Raw genomic sequence first — 24,153 nt, forward strand, 5'->3', positions numbered from 1 at the left:
TGCTAGCTGTTCGACTGGCCGGCGGAACCGAGCTGGCGGGTGGCTTCGGACACGCGGGCGGCCATGGCCGTCTCGGCAACTTTGCCCCAGGCGCGGGGGTCGTAGACCTTCTTGTTGCCGACTTCGCCGTCAACCTTGAGCACGGCGTCGTAGTTCTTGAGCATGTAGCCGGCAACCGCGCGCGTGAACGCGTACTGTGTGTCGGTGTCGATGTTCATCTTCACGACGCCGTTGGCGACGGCCTCGGCGATCTCGGCGTCGGTTGAGCCCGAGCCGCCGTGGAAGACGAGGTCGAGCGGCTTCGGGCCGGTGCCGAGCTTGGCGGCGATGCCGTCCTGGATCTCCTTAAGCAGCTCCGGGCGCAGCTTGACATTGCCGGGCTTGTAGACGCCGTGCACGTTGCCGAAGGTGAGCGCGGCCATGTAGCGGCCGTTCTCGCCCATGCCGAGGGCGTCGATCATGGCGAGTGCGTCATCGAGGGTCGTGTACAGGTTCTCGTTGATGTCGCCTTCGACGCCATCCTCTTCGCCGCCGACGGCGCCGATCTCGACCTCGAGGATCGCGTTGATCGCCTGGGTGCGCTTGAGGATGTCCTTGGCGATTTCCAGGTTCTCGGGGAGAGCGATGGCGGAACCGTCCCACATGTGCGACTGGAAGATCGGGTTGCGGCCGGCCTTGACCTCTTCTTCGGAGGCGCTGATGAGCGGCAGCACGAAGTCTTCAAGGGCGCCCTTGGGGCAGTGGTCGGTGTGCAGGGCGACGGTGACGGGATAATTGTCGGCGACGGACTGCACGAAGTGAGCCATGGCGAGCGCACCGGATGCGCGGTTCTTGACCGTGTGGCCGGCGAAATAATCTGCGCCACCGGTGGTGACCTGGATAATGCCGTCTGAGCCGGATTCGGTCAGGCCCTGAAGGACAGCATTAATGCTTTGCGAGGACGAAACGTTGAACGCCGGGTAAGCGAACCCCTTCGTCTTGGCCTTGCTGAGCATCTCGGCGTACTGGTCTGGGGAAGCGATGGGCATTGTTGAGTCTCCTCGGTTGAACCGTTTCGGTTCTCTCATCCTACCGAGATGGGTACCCGGACGTGCCAGCGCCGGAAGAGGCGGTGCGCGGGGAGCGGGCGCTAGGCTGAAGGAGGCAGCACCGGTATCACCGATGCCGGCCCAAAGATGGGTCTTGCCACTGCCGCACTCTTCGTCCGGGAAGGACCATCTGTGAACAGCCCCGAAATCGCCCTCAATTTCACGCACCCCGACCGCAACCTGGCCATGGAGCTGGTGCGAGCGACAGAGGCTGCCGCAATCCGTGCGGTTCCGTTCATCGGTCGCGGTGACAAGAACGCCGCCGACAAGGCGGCCGTCGACGCCATGCGCGTCTTCCTCGGCACCGTCAATTTCGACGGCCTCATCGTCATCGGCGAGGGTGAAAAAGACGAAGCCCCCATGCTCTTCAACGGTGAACGCGTCGGCAACGGCACCGGCCCGCACTGCGACATCGCGGTCGACCCGATCGACGGCACGAGCCTCACCGCCGCCGGCCGCCAGAACGCCCTTTCCGTGATCGCGGTCTCCTCCCGCGGCACCATGCTCGACGCGTCATCCGTCTTCTACATGGACAAGATCGTCACCGGCGGCGCCGGCCGCGGAGTCGTCAGCCTCGACGCACCGATCGGCGACAACATCCGTGAGCTGTCCCGAGCCACCGGCAAGCCGGTCGGCGAAATGGTCATCGCGGTGCTCGACCGTCCCCGCCACGCCGAACTGATCGACCAGATTCGCAGCGCCGGCGCCGGCACCCGGCTGATGAGCGACGGCGACGTCGCCGGCGGCATCAACGCGGCCCGCTGGGAAACCCGGATCGACATGTGCGTCGGCATCGGCGGCAGCCCCGAGGGCATCACCACGGCCTGCGCGCTCAAGGCGATCGGCGGCTACATGCAGGGACGCCTCGCACCGAAGGATACCGCCGAGCGCGCGGGCGCGGTCGCGGCCGGGCTCGACGTGGACAAGCTGCTCGAACTCGATGACATGGTCAGCGGTGACAACACGTTCTTCGTGGCGACCGGCGTGACGGATGGCGGACTCGTCGACGGCGTGCGCCGCCAGGGCCCGATCATCCGCACCGAGAGCATTGTGCTGCGCGCCAAGTCGGGCACCACCCGCCGCGTGGTCGCGGAGCACCTCGCCTCCAAGTGGCTCTAGCCACCGGGCGCGGGGCTCGCTCGGCACGCTGACCCGCTGAGGTCGCCGCCGAGTGTCGCCCAATACGCTGAGAATCGCCGTTCCGACGGCGATTCTCGGCGTTAAGGGCGATTCTCGGCGGCCTCCAGTTCGGCCGACTGGAGCTCCGTCACGAACTCCCAGGCGGCCAGCTCCCGAGGGGCCTCTTCGATGCCGACCAGCGGCGCCAGCACCTTCGACTCGTCCAGCGCGCTGAGCTTGCGGGCCGTGGGCAGCACCTGGCGCTCCATCGAGCCGACGAAGCCGTTGTAGTCCTTGACGGTGCGCTCGATCGACCGGCCGAGTTTCTCGATGTGGGTGGCCGTGGTGGCCAGGCGGGCGTAGAGCTCCCGGCTGAGGTCGAACAGGACCTTGGCGTCATGGGTGAGCACATCCTGCTGCCAGCTGAACGCCACCGTCTTCAAGACCGACCACAGGGTCACGGGGGAAGCCAGGGCGACCCGCTTGGAGAAGGCGAACTCCATGATCGACGGGTCGGCCTCCAACGCAGACGAAACGAGGGATTCGCTCGGGATGAAGGCGATCACGATCTCCGGCGAGGCCTCCAGGCCCTGCCAGTAGGCCTTACTGCCGAGGGCGGTGATGTGGTCGCGCACGGCCTTGACGTGCGCCTTCATGTACGCGGCCCGTTGCGCGCCCAGGGCGCCGGTGGCGGTGACCGGAATCTGGCTGGCCTCCAGGAACGCCGTGAACGGCACTTTGGCGTCGACGGCGATGTTTTTCCCCCCGGGCAGGTGCACCACCATGTCGGGGCGACCCGCGCCGGCATCCGAGTTGATGCTCGACTGCAGGTCGAAGTCGACCCGCTCGATCAGGCCCGCCGCCTCCACCACGCTGCGCAGCTGGGTCTCGCCCCAGACCCCGCGGGTGTTGTTGGCGCGCAGGGCGGACGCGAGCGCCTCCGCGGTGCTGCGCAGACGTTCCTCCGACTCTGTGGCGGACCGCAGCTGTTGGCTCAACTCGCCGTGCTGCAGGCTGCGCTGGGCCTCCAGCTCGAACACCTTCTGCTGCATGTCCTGCAGGCTCTCCTTGACCGGGGCCAGGGCCTGCAACACCTTGCTCTCCTGCTTCTGCCGCACGGCCTCAGCGTCCTGGTCACCCTGCTGCCGTTGGAGCAGCTCGCGGTACTGCCGCCCGGCGTCGACGACCTGCCCGCGCAGGGCGTCGGCCGTGGCGTGCACCGAGGCGAGTTCTTCCCGGAGCAGCGATTGGACGGCGGCCTCTCGGGAGCGCGCCTCGACCAGCGCCACCTGGTGACGGGCCTCGATCACGGCCGGGTCGTCGCCCGCTGAAGCGTTCACTGAGGCAGCGCGGCACCGCTGACCGGCGACGATCGCGACCAGGGCGCCGAGGAGGGCGCCGATGACAATACCGAGGAGAAGAGGGAACCAGGAATCCATGGCTCCACTCTGCCAGTGACCACCGACACGACCTCGACACGGCGGCTGGAGGGCCTCGACGCGGCCTCGGCGCGCAGGGGAGGAGGGACCTAACTGAGCGCCATCGGGCCGTGCGTCGCGGCCTTCTCCTTCGTGGCGACCGGCCCGATCGCGCCGATGTTCACCCCGGTGATGCGGGCCAGATCTTCGAGGGTGTCTGCCTCGTGCCGCCCGGCCGCGTGCACCATGATGGCGGCGCAGGCCTCCGCGTCGGCGAGGGCGTCGTGGTGGGCGAAGCCTTCGAAACCGGCCGCCATCGCCGCGACGGGCAGGCGGTACGAGTCGAGATGGTAGGTGCGGCGGGCCACCTGGAGGCTGCAGACGTAGTTGAAGTCCGGGACCGACAGGCCGGCGACCGTGGAGGATGTCTTGATGACTCCCAGGTCGAAGCCGGCGTTGTGGGCGACGAGGTGGTCGCCGTCGGCGAAGGCGACCAGGTCGGGGAGCTGCTCGGCCCACGTGGCCGCGTCCACGACATCCGTCGGCCGGATGCCGTGGATCTTGATGTTCCAGGCCAGGAAAGCGTCGTGCCCGACCGCCGGTTTGATGAACCAGGCGATCTTGTCGACGACTTTTCCGTCTCGAACCTTCACCAGCCCGACCGAGCACGCCGAAGCGCTGGAGGAGTTGGCGGTCTCGAAATCGATGGCGGTGAAGTTGACTGGCACCGCATCATCATTTCACGGGCCGCTGACAGCCCGTCCCGGTCGGCTCGACGGGGCCGGGGACACACCCGGTACGATGGACTCTCGTGGCTCTTACTATTGCAATCGTCGGACTGCCCAATGTCGGCAAGTCCACCCTCTTCAACGCGTTGACCAAGAACAACGTGCTCGCGGCGAACTACCCGTTCGCCACCATCGAGCCGAACGTGGGCATCGTCAACCTGCCCGACCACCGCCTGGCCAAGCTGGCCTCGGTCTTCGGCAGCGAACGCCTGCTGCCCGCCCCGGTGTCCTTCGTCGACATCGCCGGGATCGTGCGCGGCGCCAGCGAGGGGGAGGGGCTCGGCAACAAGTTCCTCGCCAACATCCGTGAGGCCGACGCCATCGCGCAGGTTATCCGTGGCTTCGCCGACCCCGACGTGGTGCACGTCGACGGCGCCGTGAACCCGGCCGGCGACATGGAGACCATCAACACCGAGCTCATCCTCGCCGACCTGCAGACCCTCGAGAAGGCGGTGTCCCGCTTCGAGAAAGAGGTCAAGGGCCGCAAGCTTCCCCCGATCGTGCTGGAGACCGCCCTCAAAGCGCAGGCGATCCTCGACGCCGGAGCGCCATTGTCGTCCGCCACGCTCGACATCGAGCCGATCCGTGAACTGGGCCTGCTCACCGCCAAGCCGTTCATCTACGTGTTCAACGTCGACGAAGCGGTGCTGCAGGATGCCGAGAAGCTCGCCGTGCTGGCCGCGCTGGTGGCCCCGGCCAACGCCGTGTTCCTCGACGCGAAGCTCGAGTCCGAACTCAGCGAGCTCGACGCCGAGGACGCCGCCGAGATGCTCGCGTCGACCGGCCAGGCCGAGAGCGGACTCGACCAGCTCGCCCGCATCGGCTTCGACACGCTCGGCCTGCAGACCTACCTGACCGCGGGCCCCAAGGAAACGCGGGCCTGGACCATCCATAAGGGCTGGACCGCCCCGCAGGCCGCCGGAGTCATCCACACCGACTTCCAGAAGGGCTTCATCAAGGCGGAGATCTTCTCCTTCGAGGACCTGATGGACGCCGGCTCGGTGGCGGAGGCCCGCTCGAAGGGCAAGGCCCGGATCGAGGGCAAGGAATACATCATGCAGGACGGCGACGTGGTGGAGTTCCGTTTCAACGTCTAGCTCGCCCTCTGCGGCTCGCGGCCGAGATCGACAGTTCCGGTCCAGTTCACCCTGTGTGCTGGACGATCTCGACCGCAAAGGGCGAACTCGGCTGGCAGCGTCTCAGCGGAGCACCGCGCGGATGAAAATTCGCGGTGAGCCTCCCGCGGCAGAATCCGGCGCCGTGGGTGTGTGGCTGACTCAGGAGATCCGTCGGCCGGGGATGCCGTCAGGCTCGTCTTTCTCAGTGGATCCAGTCTCAGCCGGATGATATTCCTGAATTAGCCACACTTCTCAGGGCTCCACGCGTCTTTCGGCGACGTGGTGGAGTTCCGCTTCAACGTGTATCTCGCGGTAGTAGCGCGTGGGGCTGGCCCGAGCGGCAGGTCCGCCTCGGCCAGCGGTGGGGAGTCTCGTCGAGATCGACAGTTTCGGTCGACTTCGGCAGGCGTACCAGCCGAACTCAACCGCATCCGTCGCCCTCGGCGGCCAGCACTCCCGGCGGAACATCCGGTGCAGGACATTCGCGGCGAGCCTCCCGCGACGCAATCTGACACGTGGGTGTGTGGCTTACTCAGGAGATCCGTCAGCCGGGGATGCCGCCAGGCCGGTCTTTCTCAGTGGATCCAGTCTCAGCCGGATGATTTTCCTGAATTAGCCACACTTCACAGGGCTCCACGCGTCTTTCGGTGACGGAACATGGTGGAGTTCCGTTTCAACGTCTAGGCTCGGGCAGGTCGGAGGGGGCCCGCGCCTACCTCTCGCAGGAGCTCTCAGTATTTGCTTCGCGTCAGCGAATTTGCTCAGCTGCGTGATCCCGAAGGGCTGTCGTCCAATCTGACCTCACTCCAGACACCACAACATCATCACTCGAAGGAGACCACCGTGCCTGTCATCGCCATCATCGGAGCTGGACCGGGACTCGGAGCTGCAGTTGCGCGAAGGTTCGGGCGCGAGGGCTTCTCAATCGCCCTGATCTCGAGGAACCAGTCGAAGCTGGACTCCATGGCTGCGGAGCTCACTGCCGCCGGCTTCACCGTGAGTGGTTACGCTGCGGATGTCCGAGTACCGGCGGCGCTTGAAGATGCCCTTGCGCGTGCCGCGGCAGAGCTGGGACCCATCAATACGTTGCAGTACAGTCCGCTCCCGTCGCGTGACTACCTGAAGCCGGTGCTGGAGATGTCTCCGGAACTGGCTTTGGAGGCATTGCAGTTCTCGGCTCTCGGGCTCATTCACGCGGTGCGTACGGTGCTCCCGGCCATGCGGCAGGCAGGAAGCGGCAGCATCATCATGATCAACGGCGGAACCTCGGTGAAGGCCCGCGCTGACTTCGCAGGTACATCGGTCGCCTTCCCGGCCGAGAGCGCCTACGGTGAGATGCTCCACGACGCACTCGAGGGTGAGGGAGTCCGTGTCAGCCAACTCGTGATCCCGGGAGGGATTCCTCAGCTTCAGCTTGACAATGGCATCGACGGCGTCGCCGATCGCATTTGGGACCTCCACGCCGTTGCCGGTCCCTTTCGAACGATGCTCATCCCGCTCGAGGACGGCAGGGAGTAGGGGCACTCCGCTGTTGGGGTCGGCTCAGGCCAGGGCCTCGATCTCGAGCTTGTAGGTGGCGAGGGCGCGCTCGATGTCCCTGTCCCCGTGGAAGAAGACCGCGTCGATCATCTTCATCAGCGTGGAGGAGTCCCAGCTGGCTGTGAGCGACGTTCCGCTGTCGTCGGCCTCGACGGAGATGGTGAAGATCGGGCCCATCGAGGAATGGTCCACGATGCGCTCGTTGACCACATACTCCTCTCTGGTGACGACGGCGGTGAGGTGCATGCCGAGTTCGCGGTACTTGATCTCGTAGCTGACCACCGCCCCTTCGGGCGTCCGTTGCACCGCCCCCAGGGTGCTGTGGTCCTCCTCCGGCATCGCGCCGACGAAGTGCGCCGGATCCTCGACGTAGTGGAAGACCTTCGCCACGGGCGCGTCGATGTGGATGCTGTGTGTGTGTGCTTATCCGAGGCCATGATGCTCCGCTCCTTCGACGACGGCGATCCAACCGGATGGGGCTGTATCGCACAGTGGGGGAGTGTGCCCTCGTTCTCATCGTTTGGCAAGCTCGAGAGGGCCAGGACGGCGGGCCGCTCGTCGCCTCCCGCGGAACCTCCCTGCCGAGCTGTTAAGCGGCGGCGAACCGTTTCGCCGAGCGGGCCTTCGCCTTGTCCGCCTCGATTTCGCGGTTTTTGGGCGGAGCCGTGCTCACCAGGTCCTCGAGCAGGTGCCTCGAGATGTGGGCGATCTCCTCGACAGCCCGGTTGAACGCCTCGGCATTGGCGTTGGAGGGCTTCGTGGATCCGCTGATCTTGCGCACGAATTGCAGGGCGGCCGCGTGTACCTCATCGTCGGTGGCCGCCGGCTCAAAATTATGCAGCGTATGGATGTTCCGGCACATGCATCCAGAATAGCCAACCGACCCGGAGCCGTCACCCCGCAGTTCCGGGACCGTCGCGACCGCCGAAATCGTCAGTTCCGGTCGACTTCGACAGGCGTACCTGTCGAAGTCGACCGGAACCGTCGAAGTCGAGGGGAGCGGGACCACAAGAAGACTGCGATCCGCTCCGATCAACCGGCCGCGACCCGCAGCACCACGTTGCCCTTCTTGTGCCCCGTGTCGACGTGGCGGTGGGCCAGGGCGACATCGGCAAGGTCGTAGGTTCGGTCGATGACCGCCCTGAACCGGCCCGACTCGGCGAGGTCGACCAGCAACGCCAGGTCTTCGGCCGTGTAGTCGACGTTGCCCGCGGTGACGAGCTTCCCGCTCTTCCTGCTGCGCCGGGACGCCAGGAGAATTCCCTGCAGGTCGGAAATGACGAGCAGCAGGGCGCCGCCGGGATTGAGGCACGCCGCGGCCCGCTCGAAGGGAAGGTTCCCGACGCAGTCCATGATGACGTCGTAGGACCGGCCCTCGGCGAGGAAATCCTCCTCGGCATAGTCGATCACCCGGTCCGCGCCGAGCGAGGTCACCAATTCCCGGTTGCCGCCGCCGCACACGCCCGTGACGCGCGCCCCAAGTTCCGCGGCGAGCTGCACCGCCGCGGTGCCCACGGCGCCGGACGCGCCGTTGACGAGGACGGTGCCACCCGGTGCGAGGGCGGCCCGGTTCAGGAAGGCACGGGCGGTGATTCCCCCGAACACGACTGTCACGGCTTCCTCGAAGGTCATGTTCCGCGGCTTCGCCGTGATCGCGCCGCTCTGTGGGACGCAGACTTATTCGGCGTGCCCGCCGAACCTGCCGCCGAGCATCGCGATCACCTCGTCGCCGGGTGTGAACGACGCGACGTCCGCTCCCACCGCTTCCACGACGCCGGCGACATCCATGCCCAGGACCCGCGTGCGAGGGCGGAAGACGCCGAGCGCGAGCGCGCTCATCAGTCCGAGCCCTTTTGGGACGGTGCGTCCCCGGGCCCGGTGGTCGGCGGCGCTCACCGTGCTCGCGTGAACCTGGACGAGCACCTCGTCCGGCCCCGGCAGAGGTTTGGGGACCTCCTCGATGTGCACCACCTCCGGGGACCCGAACCGGCGATAGACGGCGGCTCGCATCCGGGCATCCTGAGCGTGAGTGCGAGTGGCTGGTTGTGACTTCATGTCGACTCCTTGAGTAGTGATGCGGTTGTTGATGGTCGGACTGCATTTCGTGCCGGCCGGGCACGGCGACGGATGACGTACTCGGCCACCGAGAGATTGATCACCCAGGCGGCACCCATGAACACGGCCCGGGACAGCTCGTCGGTTGAGCCGAAGATCATCGATTGCGGGATCAGGACGAGGGCCTGGGTGCCCGCCCCGACCCCGATCGCGTAGGCGCGGGTCATCCAGGCGCCGTGCTGGACGAAATCTCGACGCACGATGCCTCGAATCCCCAGTCCGAGGCCCGCCACCATCGCGGCCCCGAAGACCAACCGAAGAACCACCAGAATCGCGCCGTCCCCGGGCGGGTGCGGGTAGAAGGCCGCCATCCACATGCCGGAGAGCGCCGCCGGCAGGCCGGCGGGAATGAGGATGCGTCCGGCGAGACGATGCCAGGCTACCCTGCGGCGCCGCAGAGCCGGGACGAACTGGAACGCTCCGAGCAGGCTGAACACGGTCACGCTCACGATGTGCGTCACGACCGGTACGGGGGAGTCGAGAAAACGGGCGTTCTGCGGAGTCGAGGCGGCTCCGCCCGTCAGCTCGGTGAGTCGCGCAGCACCGGCGAGCAGCGGGATGAGGGAGAGGAGGATCAATCCGGTGGGGGCCGGCCACTGGCCTCGAGGGCTCCGGGTGTCTTTCGTCATGGTTTTCAGCTCCTCAGAATGTTGACCGAGATCAGTGTCACGCCCAGGTTTCCGACCCGTCGCAGCAGCCCGTGCAGCGCGGCCTGATCGATGACCGGGCCTGTGAGGGTGGTTGTTCCATCGCTTTCGCTGGTGAGGGTGAAGCCCCCGAACCAGTCGCTCCAGGACCCGTCGAGCTGCCCCCGGAGGCGAATCTCATACCAATCGACTTCAGTCATCGCTCTCCTCCTCTTGCACAGACCCGCGTCCGGTCAGACCGCCGGCGTGCGGTCGAGTCGGGTGCCGTGCCCGGTGGGAGCCGTCCGGCCTGCGATCCTGCGCTGGTCCGACCACAGAGAGTAGCCGAGCCAGATCAGGGCCAGGCCCATCGGGATGGCGGCCATCCGTTCGAGCGTGTGCGGAAGCAGCGCGCCCGCGACGGGCGTCACCGCCGCGGCGGCAATGAGAAGGATGCCGGCGCCGCGCGACAGCACCCGGGCACGGAGGACGGCGATCCCGAACACGATCGCGCCGATGACGTAGACGGCGGCTCCGACCAGGGGGAGTGCGGCGAGGGGGCCGAGGTCGGTCACGGCCGGGTGCCGGCCGAAGAGTCCGACGAAGTCCTCGGCGAACTGCGGTGCGTCCGCCGCGACCAGGGGCGCGATGAACGCCTCGGCGAAGACAAAGGCGGATTGCAGGATGAAGAACAGTGCGAACAGCGCGTATCCGATCAGGCCGAGCAGCCCGAATTCTCGCACCTGGCGCAGGTAGATGCCCGTGAGGCCGATCGGGCCGAGGATGGCCATCGCGAAACTGAGACTGTGAACGCTCACCCACATCTGGGTGGTGAGGGAGGCGACCTCGTCGGCGGGATGGATGAACTGGATGACGATGTAGAGCAGACCCGACACGGCGGCGGCGACGGCGGCCGCCCGGGTGAGGGTGGACGTTGTGATCATGATTGCTCTCCTTCGTTCTGAGTGCCCCAGGCCACTACCTGAGAACGACCCGAATCTACGGAGACATGTGATGACGCGGCATCACCGTGCGTGGTGATTGAGGTGGTGATTGTGTCGCGGAGCCAGATCAGACCCGGCGCTGGATCAGACCCAGCTCGGCGGCGCGGGTGACGGCGGCCGGGCGGCTGTTGACGCCGAGCTTGGCGAAGATGTGCCTGGTGTGGGTGCGCAGCGTGTTGAGCGAGACGTAGAGTTCGCTCGCGATCTGGGGGCCGCTGAGCTCGGTCGCCAGCAGCCGGAGCACGTGCGACTCCCGCTCGCTCAACGCCTCCGGGATGCCCGGGAGACTCGCCCTGTCGACGTCGGTCTGCCGCAGGGCCCGACCGAGCCGGCGAACGTAGTCGGGGAGGATTCCCGCGTCGGCGGCCGCGTCCAGAAGCGCCGTCATCGGCGCACCTTCGTCGGCGAAGAGCCGCAGGTAGCCTTCCGGTTCGGCCAGGGAGAGTGCTCGGTGGAGCGGTGGCAGCGCCGAGGGAATCCGGCCCTGCGCCTCCTGCGCCAGCGCTTGCAGGATGAGGATCTCGTTCGCGCTGCCGGTGCGTCCGCCCGCTTCCGCGGCGACGAGAAGGCGGTCGAGTAATCCGGTGGCCGCCTGGATCGACCCCCGCGGATCGGCCCGCTGTTGCGCGATCAGCAGCCGCGCCAGGGTGATGTGCCCGAACTCGCGCAGGTAGGTGAGGTCCTCATCCACGGACAGGCCCTGGCCCGTGACCCAGGCGAGGGCCTCGGCGAGCCTGCCTTGTTCAATCCAGATCCGTGCCCTGATCGCGGCGATCGGGCGCACCTCCGGGAAGAACCCGCGCCGGTAGAGGCCCTCAGCCGTGCCGAGCAGGTCGAGGGCGGCGTCGAAATCTCCCTCGGTCTGCCTGATTCGCGCCATCGCCACGAACCGGCGATGCCGGTTCTCGCTCGACGAGGCCTGTTCGCCCAGCGCCTCACTCGCAGCCAGGTGCTCGGCGGCGGCCGGTAGTTCGCCCCGCTCCCTGAGCAGTTCACTGATCCCGACGTGCAGGTCCGCCGTTGACTGTGGGGGCGGGTCGCCCTGCTCGGCCGCCAGCTGCAACGCCTGCTCGTATGCCCGTTGCGCCTCCCGCAACCGGCCCAGCGGAACGAGCATGTCGGCCAGCACGATGGTGGTCGCGAGCACGTCGGCCAGGTTGCCGGCCAGACGCAGGCTGGACCTGACCTCGCCGAAGGCACGCAGCCCGGACTCGAGATCGCCGGTCGTCCACGAAGCGAGCCCGAGGAACCCAGCTGCCGCGCCGCGCCCCAGATGATCGTCGGGTTGGGTGAGCGCCAGGGCTCGCTCGGCGTGTTCCTTCATGCCGACCACCTTCCCGCGCGCCTGCGCTGCGGCAGCCCGGTAGACGGCGATGGTCACGGGGAGAGTGCGAAGTTCCTCGCTGTCGGCCGAGTCGTGGCCGGGGGCGCCGTCATCCGTCGTGGCAGCCAACGCCCTCTCCGCGACGCGCAGGCGCGGTTCGATCGCTTCCACGTCGCCGGAGACCAGCGACGACCACGCGCGGTACACGCCCAGCACGGGTCGGCGATCGATGACCTCCTCGGGCAGCAGCGTCAGCCAGCGGAGCAGTGTGGCATCCTGCCGGCTCTTGCGAACCGCGGGAACGGAGCCCTCGATCACTCTGGCTGCGCGGGCGAAATCCGCCGCCGCCAGGGCATGCGTGACCGCCTCCTCCGGCAGGTCGTTCCGCTCGTGCCATTCGCTGGCGCGACGGTGGAGGGTCGGCACGAGGTCGGGCCGGTCGCGCAGCAGCCGCGCCCGGAGCACATCCGCGAAGAGGTGGTGGTAGCGGTACCACTGCCGTCCGTCATCCAACGGAACGAGGAACAGGTTGTCCCGCTCGAGCGACTCCAGCACGTCGCTGCCGCCGGCCTGCCCGGTGACGGCCTCGCAGAGGGATCCGCTGAGCCTGTCCAGGATCGCGGTGCGGAGCAGGAATTCCCGCACCTGCTCGGGCTGACGCTGCAGCACCTCTTCGGCGAGATAGTCGATCACGAAGCGGTTGCTTCCGGTGAATCCCCGGATGAAACCGGAGACGTCCGAGCGGTCCCGCATGGACAGAGCGGCCAGTTGGAGGCCGGCGATCCAGCCCTCCGTGCGCGATTCGAGAGCGGCGACGTCCTCGGGGGAGAGCTCGAGGCCCGCCATCTGGCTGAGGAAGGCGGCGGCCTCGTCCGGAGTGAACCGCAGGTCGGCGGCACGCAACTCGGTGAGCTCGCCGCCGGCGCGCAGTCGCGCCACCGGGAGAAGGGGATCGGAGCGGCTCGCGACAGCCAGGTGCAGATTCGACGGAAGGTGGTCGAGGAAGAAGACGAGGGCGTCCCGGATCGTCTTCTCCTCGATCAGCTGGAAGTCGTCGAGTACCAGGATGATCTCGGCCGGGCTCTGGGCGACGTCGTTGATCAGCCCCGTCAGCGCCGGTTCGATCGAGGCCGGCGAGAGCGTCAACGATTCCGAGCCGAGAGCGGGATCGGCCCGCTGCAGGGCTCCGACGAGGTAGGTGAGGAAGCGGGACGGGTCGTTGTCGCCCTCGTCGAGCGACAGCCAGGCGACGCGCAGCTGGGGGTCGCGGCGCCGGGCATCCGCGATCCACTCGCTCAGCAGCGTGGTCTTTCCGAAACCGGCCGGGGCGGAGATGAGCGTCAGCTTTCGGCCGGAGTGCAGCCCCTCGCGCAAACGCTCGACGAGGCGCGGTCGAGGAACCGCTCGGGACCGGAGTCGGGGGATGAAGAGCTTGGTCGCGAGGACCGGCATCGCCATGCCCTCATCCTAGAGACAGACGACGTCACGACAACCGCACCGAAATCCTGGGGCCTGGCTATCCGCGGCGGCGGGAGTCGCTGAGATCGCCGGTTCCGGTCGAGTTCGGCAGGCGTGCCGATCGAACTCGACCGCAAGTGTCGAGCTCGGCGGGGTGCCATCGCCGCTCGCGGCGGTTGCCGACGCATCCGCGCCCCGATTGTCGCCGGGCGGCATTCAGTCGTACGGCGTCCTGGGTTAGATTGGCTTCGACCGGATCGATCGGAGGCCGCAGATGGACATTCCCAGGGACAAGCCTGTCGTCACTTCAGTCGACGCGAGGGGGTTGCCGGAGCGTGAAGGCGACCTCCTCGACGGTTACCGGCGGATGCTTGCGGCGGGGCAGCCGGACGGGCTGGTCAGGTCCGAGCTCCTGCGCGGCCAGGACGGGTCCTGGCGAATCCAGTCCACCTGGTGGGACATGGAGGCCCTCCTGGCCCTGCGCAAGGCGGGCGTGCCGCACGCGGCGCAGGCCCTTCTCGACGGCGTCGGAGCCGAACACACGCACAGCTGGTTCGTCGTGGAGGACGGTTTCGACACGACCTAGTCGTATCGATGGGCACGCTCGATCGAGCTGCCGGTGCGGCGAGTTCGACACTTCCGGTCGAGTTCGAGGGGCGCGCCGGTCGAACTCGACCGAGACGGTCGAACTCGACCGAGACTGTCGAACTCGGCGGGGGCGATGGCCGGCGAACGGCACCGCCAGCGCCGGCCGGTGACACAATGAGCACCATGACGCTGCACATTACCGGTGACGCCGCCGCCGACACCCTGCTCAGCGAGGACCCGTTCGCCCTCCTGGTCGGAATGCTCCTCGACCAGCAGATCGCGATGGAGACGGCGTTCGCCGGTCCCGCCAAGATCCGCGACCGGATCGGGACCCTCGACCCGGGGGTGATCGCCGGTTTCGATGCTGACGCCTTCGCCCAGGTGTTCCGGAGCACCCCGGCCGTGCACCGCTACCCGGGCTCGATGGCCGCGCGCACCCAGGCCGTGGCCGAAGTCGTGGCCACAGAGTGGGACGGCAACGCCGCCGCAATCTGGACCACCGGCACCCCGGACGGCGCCGAGATCCTCCGCCGGTTGAAGGGGCTGCCCGGGTTCGGCGAGCAGAAGGCCAGGATCTTCCTCGCCCTGCTCGGCAAGCGGCTCGGGGTCGAGGCGCCGGGGTGGCGGGAAGTGTGCGCCCCGTACGGCGAGGAGGGCTCGCACCGCTCCGTCGCCGACATCGTCGACCCGGAATCGCTCGCCCTGGTGCGGGAGACGAAGCGGGCGGCCAAGGCAGCCGCGAAAAAGGCCTAACCGGGCGCAACCTCGCGCGGCCCGCGTCCGGGGAATACAGTGGCCGCCAGCCGGTTACGCAGCCGCGGCCGCGCATTTGGAGAAGCGTGCACAGGGAGAAGAGGTGGATGCTCGTGTCGAATCCACGGGACGAGCCCGCCCCGGCCCCGATACCACCCCCCCCTCACTCGACCTCACCCCGCCAGGGCGGCGGCATCACCCAGGCGTTTCCGCGCAGCCCGATCGGCTGCTGGGCGATCGTGCTGTCAGCCCTCGGACTGGCGTCCTGGCTGGTGTTGCCGCTGATCACGACGCTCTTCCGCGAGACCTACCCGGTCACCGACACCTGGGTGATGCCCGCGATCGGAACCGTGCTGATCGATGCCGCGGCCATCGTGAACCTGCTCTGCGTCTGGCTGTGGCGGGAGCGCTCGGTGCTGAACATCATCGCCCTCGCCGTGGCGGTACCGGCCGCCCTGTTCTTCACCGTCTTCGTGGTCGGCGAGGGCCTGGGCGGAGCCTGAAACCCCGTTGCCTGGGCCGAGCGCGGTCGCCGCGGGAGCCGCCAGGGGGAAAACGGCGAGCACGCTCCGGCCGCCGGCCGCCGCCCGGGGCGCCATGTCCACGAGGGCGATCTGGGCGAGGGTGAGCACCTCGCCCTCGTGCACGCGGGCGCCGTTCTTGATCGTGATGTGGGCCCGGAAGCCGGGGCCGGTGAACGCGGGTTCGTCCGGGGAGGACGCGAAGGGCCGCACGGCGTCCACCAGTGCCCGGTGCAGCTCGGTCAGGGCCGCGTCGTCCACGACCAGGGTCACCGGCACGTCCTCACGCCGTCCGAACAGCGCTTCGACGCCCGCGACGGCCGTGATGGCGGTGCGGCCGCCGGCCGAGACGGCGTCGACACCTCCGGTGACGCCCACAACGACGCCGGCAACGACGCCGGCGATCACGGATGCCGCGGCATCCGTGTGGAAAGGAGGCAGCACGGTGATGTGGAGGGGCCACTCCGACACCGGGAAGCTGTCACCGGTGCGCAGCGCCGTGAGCGGAAGGACGACGACGAGGCGGGACATGCGCCGATTCTAGGTGCTTCCCGCTGGAGCGCCGCGGGTGACACAATGCTCGGACGCGGCGAAGGCCGCGGCCACGAAAGGGGCAGTCATGATCCGCTTTCTGATTCGCACGGCCATCTTCCTCGGCTCCGGCACTCTCGGCCTCTGGGTGGCGTCGCTGGTGCTCGACGGCTTCACCCTCACCTGGCAGGGATGGCTGGCAGGCCTGGGTCCTGGCCACGCTGGTGGTGTGGCTGGTCACGGCCCTCGCGACCGTGACCTTGCCGCTGCTGTTCCTGCGTAGGGTGGCTAAGAAGGACGGCCCCGCGGTTAGGCGCCGCCGGCCACGTCAAGGAGCGTGCAGTGGGTCCCCATTTCAGCGAACAGACCTTCGATTTTCTCGAGGAGTTGGAGCACCGCAACAACCGCGAATGGTTCGAAGAGCACAAACCGACCTACGAGCTCGAATTGAAGAAACGGATGCTGGCCGTCGCCGAGGCGGTGAACGTCAGCTTGGCCGAGTTCGCGCCAAACCATCTGCGCCCGCCGAACAAGGCCATGATGCGCATCTACCGCGACGTGCGGTTCTCCCATGACAAGACCCCCTAGAAGACCAATTTGGCGGCGTTCTGGCCGCGCCAGGGTCTGGAGAAGAGCGGGGGAGCGGGCTTCTTCCTGCAGGTGGGCGTGCAGAGCGTGATGGTCGCGGGCGGTTCCTGGGGTCCCGGCCCGCAGCAACTGCGGGCCATCCGCGACTACCTGCTCGAGCACCACGGCGCCATGAGAGGCGTGCTCGCCGACGTGTCGCGCACCGGGCTGGCCGACCCGCTGGACGGCAACCCGCTCATCCGGGCGCCCAAGGGATTCCCGGCGGAGCACCCGGCAGCCGACCTGCTGCAGAACCGCAGTTGGGCGCTGACCGGCACCCTGCCCGGCGCGGTGGCCCTCGGCGAAGACTTCACCGACCTGGTGCTCGAGCGGTTCCGGGCGTTCGCCCCGCTGGTCGAGCGGCTGAACGTGCCGCTGGCCTCGGTGACGCCCCTGCAGCGCGAGGCAGCGGCCGGTCGCCGCAAGCAGGCGTAGCGCTTCCTGGCGCCGTGGGGCGGAGTCTAAAATCAGACGTGCTCATCGCCCTGAACGACGGAACCGCGGAAGCCGTCGTGCGCCGCCACCTGCGCCACCTGGTCGACGACGACGACGAGGTGCGGGCGAGTCCGGGCATCCGGGGCGGCCAGACCAGCGCCGACCGTGCCCTGGCCGGGTTCTCGGTCGCGGGCTATGCGGCCAGGCGCAGTCAGGTACTGCCGGAAACCGACCGCGGGGCCTCCCGGCTCTCCCCGTACATCCGGCACGGGCTGGTGCCGCTCGGCCGGGCGTGGGATCACGTCGCAGACGGACCCGCCCGGGACACCCGCAAATTCCGGGACGAGTTGCTCTGGCAGGAATACGCCCGACATCTCTATGCGCGGGTGGGCGTGGCCCTGCACCGAAACCTGCGGTTCGCGGCGCCCTGGGCCGGAGGGTTCGAACCCGAGGCCTGGCCGCGGCGCATGCACTGCGTCGATTCGGTCGTGTCGGAGCTGGAAACCGACGGCTGGCTGGTCAACCAGACCCGGATGTGGCTGGCTTCCCAGTACACGGTGAGGTTTGGCGCCGGGTGGCATGCCGGCCAGGAGGAGTTCTACCGGCACCTGCTCGACGGCTCGCGCGCGGCCAACCTGCTGGGCTGGCAGTGGACCGTGGGCGCCGGGACCGGCAGCCCCTACGGTTTCGCCCGCTGGCAGGTGGAGAAACGGGCCCCGCAGCTCTGCCGTGCCTGCCCGCTCGCCCAGGCCTGCCCGATCGAGCAGTTCCCGGCGGCCGCCGCACCGGCGCCGGTGACGGATGCGCCGGCGAACCTGACACGCGATCCGCACCTGGCCGCCACAAGGGGACCCTCCGTCGCCGTCCGGCGCCGCGCGGCCCGGTCGGTCCTGCTGACGGTGGATTCCCTGGGCGACGCCGATCCGGCCCTCGAGGCGCATTCCGCGCTTCCGGTCGTCTTCGTCTTCGACGAGCCGGCCCTGGCCCGGCTGCGGCTCTCGAGCAAAAGACTGATCTTCACCGTCGAAACCCTGCAGGATCTGGCCCGGCGGCGCGAGGTGGTCGTGCACCTGGGCGACCCGCGGGTGGTCGTTCCGAGCCTCGACGCGGCCGTCACGTCCGCGCCGGTGCCCAGCTTCGCGCGCTACGCGGAGGGCGCGGCCGAACTGCATCCGTGGCCGTGGCTGGTGGCGCCGCACAGCGGCTCGGTGGCCAGTTTCTCGGCCTGGCGCCGAGCCTCGGCCGGGGTCGTCGCCGACGATCCGGGCGCGGGCTAGCGGCCCTGGCGGCGCTTCCCCGGGCGCGGCTGGCCCTTGACCTCGGGCGCGCGGCCCTTGCCCTTCGAGGCCTTGGCCTTGCCGCCCGCGGGCAGCGGCGGCTGCCAGGGCTCATCCGAGGCGGCCAGCTCGGCGCGGGCCTCCGTCAGAAACAGGTTGCCCGCCGTGGTCAGCCGGGTGGTCTCCGTGGTGCGGTCGATGAGCACGACGCCGAGGTTCGTCTCGAGTTTCGCGATCGAGGAACGCAGCTTCGGGGTGGAGACATTGAGGTTCATCGCGGCGCGCGGGAAATGCAACTCCTCGGCGACGGCGATGAAATGCCGGAGGAGGGTGATGTCCACGGAACGCCTTTCTTCGTGCCCCGCATGAATCGCGGGCAGAGTAACAGGGTACGCGCTCCCTCCCGCGGGCGTCGCCCGGAGGCCGCGGCATCCGTCACGGCCCCCGTGCCGGCTCGTCCGCTGCCCGCTCGCCCGGTGCCCGGCGCACGCTAGGCTGAGAGCGCACACGCCCTAGCGCGCAGCACCAGCATCAAGTGAATACCCTCAAGTGAATACCGGGCCATCAAGGTCGATGCGGGAGAGTTCGACGCCGGGAGGCGAGCGAACACCGAAGGAGCAATCCTCCCCGACAATCTCTCAGGTACTCGTACCGCATCGAACTGGCCACTCTGAAAAGTAGTCGCGGCACCAACGCGGCTCGCCCATGGTGAAAGTCACGTCCCGACGGATGCGGTGAAGCTCTCAGGCCTGACGACAGAGGGGGAGTTCCCAGGAGTTCGATCGCTCGATCGTGCCCCGGAGAATCTCGCTCGGCTCTTAGCCGACGACGACCTGGAGAACTCATGACCTCGGACAACGCCGCCCTCACTTCTTCTGCCGACACCGATTCCGCTCCCGCCGCCACGGAGCGATTCTCCCCGCTGCACCAGGCGCACGTCGAAGCCGGCGCCAGCTTCACGGACTTCGCCGGCTGGCAGATGCCGGTGCGGTACTCCAGCGACCTGGCCGAGCACCACGCGGTGCGCACCGGCGCGGGCATCTTCGACCTTTCGCACATGGCCGAAATCGTCGTCGTCGGGCCGGATGCCGGGGCGTTCCTCGACTACGCGCTCGCCGGCAAGCTCTCCGTGATCGAGCTGCTGCAGGCCAAGTACAGCCTCATCCTGAACCGCGCCGGGGGCATCATCGACGACATCGTCGTCTACCGCACGGCGGAGGAGGAGTTCCTCGTCGTCGCCAACGCGGGCAACCGGTTCCAGGCCGTCGAAGCGCTCTCCGCGCGCGCCGCCCGCTTCGACGTCACCGTCACCGACCGGAGCGACGCAGTCGCCCTGATCGCCGTGCAGGGCCCGAACTCCCGGGCCATCCTGGAAGCCACCGCGGGTCTCACCGTCGACGGCGACCTGGCCGCGCTCAAGTACTACCGCGCCCTCGGCGGCACCTTCCAGAGCGCCTCGGTACTGATCGCCCGCACCGGCTACACCGGCGAAGACGGGTTCGAACTCTACGTCGACGTGCCCGACGCCCTGGCTCTCTGGAACGCCCTCTTCGTCGCCGGCGAGGTCCACGGGCTGGTCCCGGCCGGGCTCGCCAGCCGCGACACCCTGCGGCTCGAGGCCGGCATGCCCCTCTACGGCCACGAACTCAGAACCTCCACCTACCCGGCCCAGGCCGGGCTCGGCCGGGTCGTCAACCTGGCCAAGGAGGTCGACTTCATCGGCCGCGAAGCCAGTGAGGAAGGTCCCAGCGCCGAGGCCCGCGTGCTCGTGGGACTCGCCTCGGCCGGCAAACGCGCCGGCCGGGCCGACTACGCGATCTTCCGCAGCGCCGACGCGACCGTGGCCGACGGCGTGATCACGAGCGGGGCGCTGTCACCGACTTTGGGACATCCGATCGCCATGGCCTACGTGGCGCCGGGCCTCGCCCGCCTCGGAACCGAGGTCTTCATCGACGTGCGCGGCACCCGCATCCCCGCCACCGTGACCGCCCTTCCGTTCTACCAGCGCCAGAAATAGACACCCCTAATCCATCCCTCGAGAGGAAACCCCATGGCAGACAAGACTGAACTCCAGTACACCGCCGAGCACGAGTGGGTGCTGGTCGACGGCGACACCGTCACCGTCGGCATCACCGCCTACGCCGCCGACAAGCTCGGCGACGTCGTCTTCGTCGAGCTGCCCGCCGTGGGCAGCGATGTCGCCGGGGGCAGCGTCGTCGGCGAGATCGAGTCCACGAAGTCGGTCGGCGAGCTGTTCGCCCCCGTCACGGGCACCGTCGCCGAGACCAACGACGCCGTCGTCGACAGCCCCGAGCTCGTCAACAGCGACCCGTTCGGCGCCGGCTGGTTGATCAAGGTCACCTACGCCGAGCTTCCTCCCCTCCTCAGCTACGCCGAGTACTCCGCCCTCGTCGGCGAGTAACGAAAACAAGAAGCACAGGTTCCCGACACATGTCACAGCCCTTCACCCAACGCCACATCGGCACGGATGCCGACGCCCAGTCCCGCATGCTGGCCATCCTCGGTTACGACTCGGTCGACGCTCTCGTCAACGCCGCCGTGCCCGCTTCGATCCAGGTCGACCAGTTCCGGGTGCTCGGCGACAGCACGTTGCCGCCGGCCGCCACCGAGCGGGAGGCGATCGCCGAACTGCGCACGCTGGCGGACCGTAACACCGTCAAGCGGTCGATGATCGGGCAGGGCTACTACGACACCGTCACCCCGGCGGTGATCAAGCGGAATGTGTTCGAGAACCCCAGCTGGTACACGGCGTACACGCCCTACCAGCCCGAGATCTCGCAGGGCCGGCTTGAGGCCCTGATCAACTTCCAGACCATGATCGCGGACCTCACCGGACTGTCCACGGCCAACGCGTCCATGCTCGACGAATCGACCGCCGTCGTGGAGGGCATGCTCCTCACCCGCCGCGCGTCGAAGTCGAAGTCGAACCGGTTCATCGTCGACGCCGACGCCCTGCCGCAGACGAAGGCGCTGCTGGCCAACCGCGCGGCCGCACTCGGAATCGACCTCGTCGAGATCGCCCTCGCCGACGTCAGCACCGGCGGCGCCGGCCAGGTCGCGACCGGCGCGGCCACCGTGGCCGACCTCGGCGAGCACTTCGGGATCTTCGTGCAGTACCCCGGCGCGTCCGGCCGGGTCTGGAACCCGGCGGCCGTCATCGCCGCCGCCCAGGCGCAGGGCGCGCTCACCGTCGTCGCTGCGGACCTGCTCGCCCTGACCCTGATCACCTCGCCCGGCGAGCTCGGCGCGGACGTCGCCGTCGGCACCAGCCAGCGCTTCGGCGTGCCGATGGGTTTCGGCGGTCCCCACGCCGGCTACATGGCCGTGCGCCAGGGCCTCGAACGCCAGCTTCCCGGCCGGCTCGTCGGCGTCAGCGTGGACGCGGTCGGCCACCCGGCCTACCGACTGTCGCTTCAGGTGCGTGAGCAGCACATCCGTCGTGACAAGGCCACGTCGAACATCTGCACGGCCCAGGTGCTGCTGGCCGTGATGGCCGGCATGTACGCCGTCTACCACGGCCCCGACGGGCTGAAGACGATCGCACGTCAGGTGCACGAACGGGCCGGCCAGCTCGTTGTGGCGCTCCTCGCCGCCGGAGCCGACGTCGTGACCGCGACCTTCTTCGACACCGTCCGGGTGTCGAGCCCGGGTCGCGCCGCCGAGATCGTCGCCGCGGCCGCCGACGGCGGAGTCAACCTGCACCTCGTCGACGCGGACACGATCGGGATCTCGGTCGACGAAACGACGACGCTCGCCGACCTCGCCCTGGTCGTCGGGGCGTTCGGCGGCCGGGAATCCTTCGGCCTCGTCGACTTCAGCATGGTCGAGGCCGGCCTGCCGCCCGAGCTGCACCGCACCAGCGAGTTCCTCACCCACCCGGTGTTCAACACGCACCGCTCGGAGACGAGCATGATGCGCTACCTGAAGCGCCTCGCCGACTACGACTACGCGCTCGACCGGGGCATGATCCCGCTCGGCTCCTGCACGATGAAGCTGAACGCGGCCACCGAGATGGAGGCCGTCAGCTGGCCCGAATTCGGTGGGCTGCACCCCTTCGCCCCGCGCGCCGACGTCGAGGGCTACCTCGAACTGGTCCGCCAGATCGAGACCTGGCTGAGCGATGTCACCGGTTACGACTCCGTGTCGCTGCAGCCCAACGCGGGCAGCCAGGGCGAACTGGCCGGCCTGCTCGCCATCCGCGGCTACCACCTGTCCAACGGCGACGCGGAGCGCCTGGTCTGCCTGATCCCGTCCAGCGCCCACGGCACGAACGCGGCCTCCGCTGTGCTGGCCGGCATGAAGGTCGTCGTCGTCGCCTGCGACGAGCTGGGCAACGTCGACCTGGACGACCTGCGCGCGAAGATCGCCGTTCACGCCGACAACCTGGCCGCGCTGATGATCACCTACCCCTCCACGCACGGCGTCTACGAGCACGAGGTCGGCGCCATCTGCCGTGCCGTGCACGACGCCGGCGGCCAGGTCTACGTGGACGGTGCGAACCTGAACGCGCTGCTCGGCTTCGCCCGCTACGGCGACTTCGGCGGCGACGTGTCGCACCTGAACCTGCACAAGACCTTCTGCATCCCGCACGGCGGCGGCGGACCCGGCGTCGGGCCGGTCGCGGCCAAGGCGCACCTCGCCCCATTCCTGCCCGGCCACCCGCTCGCACAGAGCGACGAGCACTACCTGCTCGGTGCCGGCGGGGGTGCCGGTGTTGGTGCCGGTGCCGGTTCGGGCGATGGATCAGGCGGCACGATCGTGCACGCCGGCGGACCCGTCTCGGCGGCGCCCTACGGCAGCCCGAGCATCCTGCCCATTTCCTGGGCCTATGTGCGGATGATGGGGGCCGAGGGGCTCAAGGAGGCCACCGGCGCCGCTGTGCTCGCCGCCAACTACGTGGCCAAGCGGCTCGACGCGCATTTCCCCGTGCTCTACTCCGGCGACAACGGGCTGGTCGCGCACGAGTGCATCCTCGACCTCCGCCCGCTCACCGAGGCCACCGGGGTCACCGTCGATGATGTCGCCAAACGCCTCGTCGACTACGGCTTCCACGCGCCGACCATGAGCTTCCCGGTGTCGGGAACGCTGATGATCGAACCCACCGAGAGCGAGGACCTGGGCGAGATCGACCGGTTCGTGGAGGCCATGATCGCGATCAAGGCCGAAGCGGATGCCGTGGCCTCCGGTCGCTGGCCGGCCGACGACAACCCGCTGCACAACGCCCCCCATACGGCGCAGTCGGTGATCGAGGGGGAGTGGACGCACGCCTACGACCGCGAGACCGCGGTCTACCCGGTGCGCTCGCTCATCCGTGGCAAGTACTGGCCGCCGGTGCGTCGCATCGATAACGCCTTCGGCGACCGCAACCTCGTCTGCGCCTGCCCGCCGCCCGAGGCCTTCGAGTAGTAGGGCGGCCCCTGCCCCCCCTTGCTTCGCAGAGGCCCCGCCCGCGTCCGCGGAGCCGTGAGGAAAGCTCCTCTTTTTTGGAAATAGAGAGTCGCAACTCACGGCTCGGCGAGGTTTCGGTGCACCCTGCGTCTCCGTGCCTGCTTTCGCAGACACCCTGCCGGGCGGCACGGCCGGCGCCGGTCGGCCAGGCCTCCTGGACGAATTCGACGGAGATTTTGAGCATCCGGCCGCTTTTCGGCCCGATTTGAGCCTTTTGCAGCAGAATCTCCGTCGAATTCGCACGGGCACCGGCGGGCGAGGTTCGGCGGGGGAGGCGGGGCGCGGCGGGCAGGTGAGGCGGGGCGCGGCGGGCAGGTGAGGCGGGGCGCGGCGGGCAGGGGAGGCGGGGCGCGGC

Annotated in this window: 23 protein-coding genes, 1 pseudogene and 1 riboswitch; of the genes and pseudogenes, 11 read left to right on the forward strand and 13 right to left on the reverse strand. The window is 68.6% G+C overall.

Annotated features, from left to right (window positions below; all coding sequences use genetic code 11):
- Nucleotides 1-2: 2 nt before the first annotated feature.
- A complete protein-coding gene (fbaA, locus tag E3T42_RS07580) occupies nt 3-1,028 on the reverse strand; it encodes a class II fructose-bisphosphate aldolase (RefSeq protein WP_134366503.1) in 1,026 nt (341 codons plus the stop codon).
- Nucleotides 1,029-1,274: 246 nt separating this feature from the next.
- Here fbaA and glpX point away from each other — a divergent pair, with 246 nt between their 5' ends.
- Entirely contained in the window at nt 1,275-2,207 is a 933-nt protein-coding gene (gene glpX / locus E3T42_RS07585; protein WP_241975912.1) for a class II fructose-bisphosphatase, read from the forward strand.
- Between the two features lie 101 nt (nt 2,208-2,308).
- Here glpX and rmuC read toward each other — a convergent pair whose 3' ends face one another.
- The gene (rmuC, locus tag E3T42_RS07590) at nt 2,309-3,646 is read right to left on the reverse strand and encodes a DNA recombination protein RmuC (protein ID WP_134402756.1); all 1,338 of its coding nucleotides are present in this window, start codon (nt 3,644-3,646) and stop codon (nt 2,309-2,311) included.
- 89 nt (nt 3,647-3,735) lie between these two features.
- Complete coding sequence (locus tag E3T42_RS07595) at nt 3,736-4,353, reverse strand: exonuclease domain-containing protein (protein ID WP_134366500.1); 618 nt, start codon at nt 4,351-4,353, stop codon at nt 3,736-3,738.
- 83 nt (nt 4,354-4,436) lie between these two features.
- On the opposite strand from E3T42_RS07595, the gene ychF reads away from it, so the two are divergent.
- Both ychF and E3T42_RS07605 read left to right on the forward strand, forming a co-directional pair.
- Nucleotides 4,437-5,510 carry a redox-regulated ATPase YchF gene (ychF, locus tag E3T42_RS07600; protein WP_134366499.1) on the forward strand — a complete coding sequence of 358 codons (1,074 nt, stop codon included), beginning with the start codon at nt 4,437-4,439 and terminating at the stop codon, nt 5,508-5,510.
- A gap of 759 nt (nt 5,511-6,269) precedes the next feature.
- Nucleotides 6,270-7,049, forward strand: coding sequence for an SDR family oxidoreductase (locus E3T42_RS07605; protein ID WP_241975910.1), 780 nt, complete (start codon nt 6,270-6,272; stop codon nt 7,047-7,049).
- 24 nt (nt 7,050-7,073) lie between these two features.
- Here the strand turns inward: E3T42_RS07605 and E3T42_RS07610 are convergent, their stop codons facing one another.
- From E3T42_RS07610 to E3T42_RS07640, 8 genes are all read right to left on the reverse strand, one after another.
- Nucleotides 7,074-7,460, reverse strand: coding sequence for a hypothetical protein (locus E3T42_RS07610; RefSeq protein ID WP_198418097.1), 387 nt, complete (start codon nt 7,458-7,460; stop codon nt 7,074-7,076).
- Between the two features lie 199 nt (nt 7,461-7,659).
- Complete coding sequence (locus tag E3T42_RS07615; protein ID WP_134402758.1) at nt 7,660-7,932, reverse strand: DUF2277 domain-containing protein; 273 nt, start codon at nt 7,930-7,932, stop codon at nt 7,660-7,662.
- 170 nt (nt 7,933-8,102) lie between these two features.
- Nucleotides 8,103-8,702 carry an NAD(P)-dependent alcohol dehydrogenase gene (locus E3T42_RS17020; RefSeq protein ID WP_198416907.1) on the reverse strand — a complete coding sequence of 200 codons (600 nt, stop codon included), beginning with the start codon at nt 8,700-8,702 and terminating at the stop codon, nt 8,103-8,105.
- 45 nt (nt 8,703-8,747) lie between these two features.
- Nucleotides 8,748-9,125: an alcohol dehydrogenase catalytic domain-containing protein gene (locus E3T42_RS17025; protein ID WP_198417467.1), complete on the reverse strand. Its 378-nt coding sequence runs from the start codon at nt 9,123-9,125 to the stop codon at nt 8,748-8,750.
- Nucleotides 9,122-9,814, reverse strand: coding sequence for a DUF2306 domain-containing protein (locus E3T42_RS07625; protein ID WP_134402759.1), 693 nt, complete (start codon nt 9,812-9,814; stop codon nt 9,122-9,124). Before E3T42_RS07625 ends, E3T42_RS17025 begins: the two co-directional genes overlap by 4 nt.
- Before the next feature lie 5 nt (nt 9,815-9,819).
- Nucleotides 9,820-10,032 (reverse strand): hypothetical protein, encoded by a 213-nt coding sequence (locus tag E3T42_RS07630; protein ID WP_134366496.1) that lies wholly within the window; start codon nt 10,030-10,032, stop codon nt 9,820-9,822.
- Nucleotides 10,033-10,065: 33 nt separating this feature from the next.
- A complete protein-coding gene (locus tag E3T42_RS07635; protein ID WP_134366495.1) occupies nt 10,066-10,755 on the reverse strand; it encodes a hypothetical protein in 690 nt (229 codons plus the stop codon).
- A 127-nt stretch (nt 10,756-10,882) separates the two neighbouring features.
- A complete protein-coding gene (locus E3T42_RS07640; RefSeq protein WP_134402760.1) occupies nt 10,883-13,597 on the reverse strand; it encodes a LuxR C-terminal-related transcriptional regulator in 2,715 nt (904 codons plus the stop codon).
- Nucleotides 13,598-13,871: 274 nt separating this feature from the next.
- On the opposite strand from E3T42_RS07640, the gene E3T42_RS07645 reads away from it, so the two are divergent.
- Complete coding sequence (locus tag E3T42_RS07645) at nt 13,872-14,183, forward strand: hypothetical protein (protein ID WP_134366493.1); 312 nt, start codon at nt 13,872-13,874, stop codon at nt 14,181-14,183.
- 185 nt (nt 14,184-14,368) lie between these two features.
- Nucleotides 14,369-14,938, forward strand: coding sequence for an HhH-GPD-type base excision DNA repair protein (locus E3T42_RS07650; protein WP_174235670.1), 570 nt, complete (start codon nt 14,369-14,371; stop codon nt 14,936-14,938).
- A gap of 245 nt (nt 14,939-15,183) precedes the next feature.
- Here E3T42_RS07650 and E3T42_RS07655 read toward each other — a convergent pair whose 3' ends face one another.
- The gene (locus tag E3T42_RS07655; protein ID WP_134402761.1) at nt 15,184-15,990 is read right to left on the reverse strand and encodes a 2'-5' RNA ligase family protein; all 807 of its coding nucleotides are present in this window, start codon (nt 15,988-15,990) and stop codon (nt 15,184-15,186) included.
- 88 nt (nt 15,991-16,078) lie between these two features.
- Here E3T42_RS07655 and E3T42_RS07660 point away from each other — a divergent pair, with 88 nt between their 5' ends.
- The 3 genes and pseudogenes from E3T42_RS07660 to E3T42_RS07675 all read left to right on the forward strand — a co-directional run bounded on the left by E3T42_RS07660 (nt 16,079) and on the right by E3T42_RS07675 (nt 18,329).
- Entirely contained in the window at nt 16,079-16,273 is a 195-nt protein-coding gene (locus tag E3T42_RS07660; protein ID WP_198416027.1) for a hypothetical protein, read from the forward strand.
- Between the two features lie 59 nt (nt 16,274-16,332).
- Nucleotides 16,333-17,052 (forward strand): annotated as a pseudogene (locus E3T42_RS17285) (DUF2461 domain-containing protein).
- A 38-nt stretch (nt 17,053-17,090) separates the two neighbouring features.
- Nucleotides 17,091-18,329 carry an FAD-binding domain-containing protein gene (locus E3T42_RS07675; protein WP_198416026.1) on the forward strand — a complete coding sequence of 413 codons (1,239 nt, stop codon included), beginning with the start codon at nt 17,091-17,093 and terminating at the stop codon, nt 18,327-18,329.
- Here the strand turns inward: E3T42_RS07675 and E3T42_RS07680 are convergent.
- The gene (locus E3T42_RS07680; RefSeq protein ID WP_134366489.1) at nt 18,326-18,670 is read right to left on the reverse strand and encodes a LysR family transcriptional regulator; all 345 of its coding nucleotides are present in this window, start codon (nt 18,668-18,670) and stop codon (nt 18,326-18,328) included. The genes E3T42_RS07675 and E3T42_RS07680 overlap by 4 nt on opposite strands.
- A gap of 225 nt (nt 18,671-18,895) precedes the next feature.
- Nucleotides 18,896-18,993, forward strand: a riboswitch (glycine riboswitch).
- Between the two features lie 180 nt (nt 18,994-19,173).
- Between E3T42_RS07680 and gcvT the strand changes: the two genes are divergently transcribed.
- From gcvT to gcvP, 3 genes are read left to right on the forward strand one after another with little or no spacing between them, the layout of a single operon-like run.
- A complete protein-coding gene (gene gcvT, locus E3T42_RS07685) occupies nt 19,174-20,346 on the forward strand; it encodes a glycine cleavage system aminomethyltransferase GcvT (RefSeq protein ID WP_134402764.1) in 1,173 nt (390 codons plus the stop codon).
- Nucleotides 20,347-20,379: 33 nt separating this feature from the next.
- Entirely contained in the window at nt 20,380-20,751 is a 372-nt protein-coding gene (gene gcvH, locus E3T42_RS07690) for a glycine cleavage system protein GcvH (protein WP_134366487.1), read from the forward strand.
- Between the two features lie 29 nt (nt 20,752-20,780).
- Nucleotides 20,781-23,756: an aminomethyl-transferring glycine dehydrogenase gene (gcvP, locus tag E3T42_RS07695; RefSeq protein ID WP_134366486.1), complete on the forward strand. Its 2,976-nt coding sequence runs from the start codon at nt 20,781-20,783 to the stop codon at nt 23,754-23,756.
- Nucleotides 23,757-24,153: the final 397 nt, after the last annotated feature.

Origin of the sequence: Cryobacterium sp. TMT4-10, assembly GCF_004403275.1 — a bacterium.
GTDB lineage: Bacteria > Actinomycetota > Actinomycetes > Actinomycetales > Microbacteriaceae > Cryobacterium > Cryobacterium shii.

Coding starts and splice junctions, on each gene's coding strand:
- fbaA (WP_134366503.1), bottom strand. CDS start 1,028: ATGCCCATCGCTTCCCCAGACCAGTACGCCGAGATGCTCAGCAAGGCC.
- glpX (WP_241975912.1), top strand. CDS start 1,275: ATGGAGCTGGTGCGAGCGACAGAGGCTGCCGCAATCCGTGCGGTTCCG.
- rmuC (WP_134402756.1), bottom strand. CDS start 3,646: ATGGATTCCTGGTTCCCTCTTCTCCTCGGTATTGTCATCGGCGCCCTC.
- E3T42_RS07615 (WP_134402758.1), bottom strand. CDS start 7,932: ATGTGCCGGAACATCCATACGCTGCATAATTTTGAGCCGGCGGCCACC.
- E3T42_RS17020 (WP_198416907.1), bottom strand. CDS start 8,702: ATGACCTTCGAGGAAGCCGTGACAGTCGTGTTCGGGGGAATCACCGCC.
- E3T42_RS17025 (WP_198417467.1), bottom strand. CDS start 9,125: ATGAAGTCACAACCAGCCACTCGCACTCACGCTCAGGATGCCCGGATG.
- E3T42_RS07625 (WP_134402759.1), bottom strand. CDS start 9,814: ATGACGAAAGACACCCGGAGCCCTCGAGGCCAGTGGCCGGCCCCCACC.
- E3T42_RS07630 (WP_134366496.1), bottom strand. CDS start 10,032: ATGACTGAAGTCGATTGGTATGAGATTCGCCTCCGGGGGCAGCTCGAC.
- E3T42_RS07635 (WP_134366495.1), bottom strand. CDS start 10,755: ATGATCACAACGTCCACCCTCACCCGGGCGGCCGCCGTCGCCGCCGCC.
- E3T42_RS07640 (WP_134402760.1), bottom strand. CDS start 13,597: ATGGCGATGCCGGTCCTCGCGACCAAGCTCTTCATCCCCCGACTCCGG.
- E3T42_RS07645 (WP_134366493.1), top strand. CDS start 13,872: ATGGACATTCCCAGGGACAAGCCTGTCGTCACTTCAGTCGACGCGAGG.
- E3T42_RS07650 (WP_174235670.1), top strand. CDS start 14,369: ATGACGCTGCACATTACCGGTGACGCCGCCGCCGACACCCTGCTCAGC.
- E3T42_RS07655 (WP_134402761.1), bottom strand. CDS start 15,990: ATGTCCCGCCTCGTCGTCGTCCTTCCGCTCACGGCGCTGCGCACCGGT.
- E3T42_RS07660 (WP_198416027.1), top strand. CDS start 16,079: ATGATCCGCTTTCTGATTCGCACGGCCATCTTCCTCGGCTCCGGCACT.
- gcvT (WP_134402764.1), top strand. CDS start 19,174: ATGACCTCGGACAACGCCGCCCTCACTTCTTCTGCCGACACCGATTCC.
- gcvH (WP_134366487.1), top strand. CDS start 20,380: ATGGCAGACAAGACTGAACTCCAGTACACCGCCGAGCACGAGTGGGTG.
- gcvP (WP_134366486.1), top strand. CDS start 20,781: ATGTCACAGCCCTTCACCCAACGCCACATCGGCACGGATGCCGACGCC.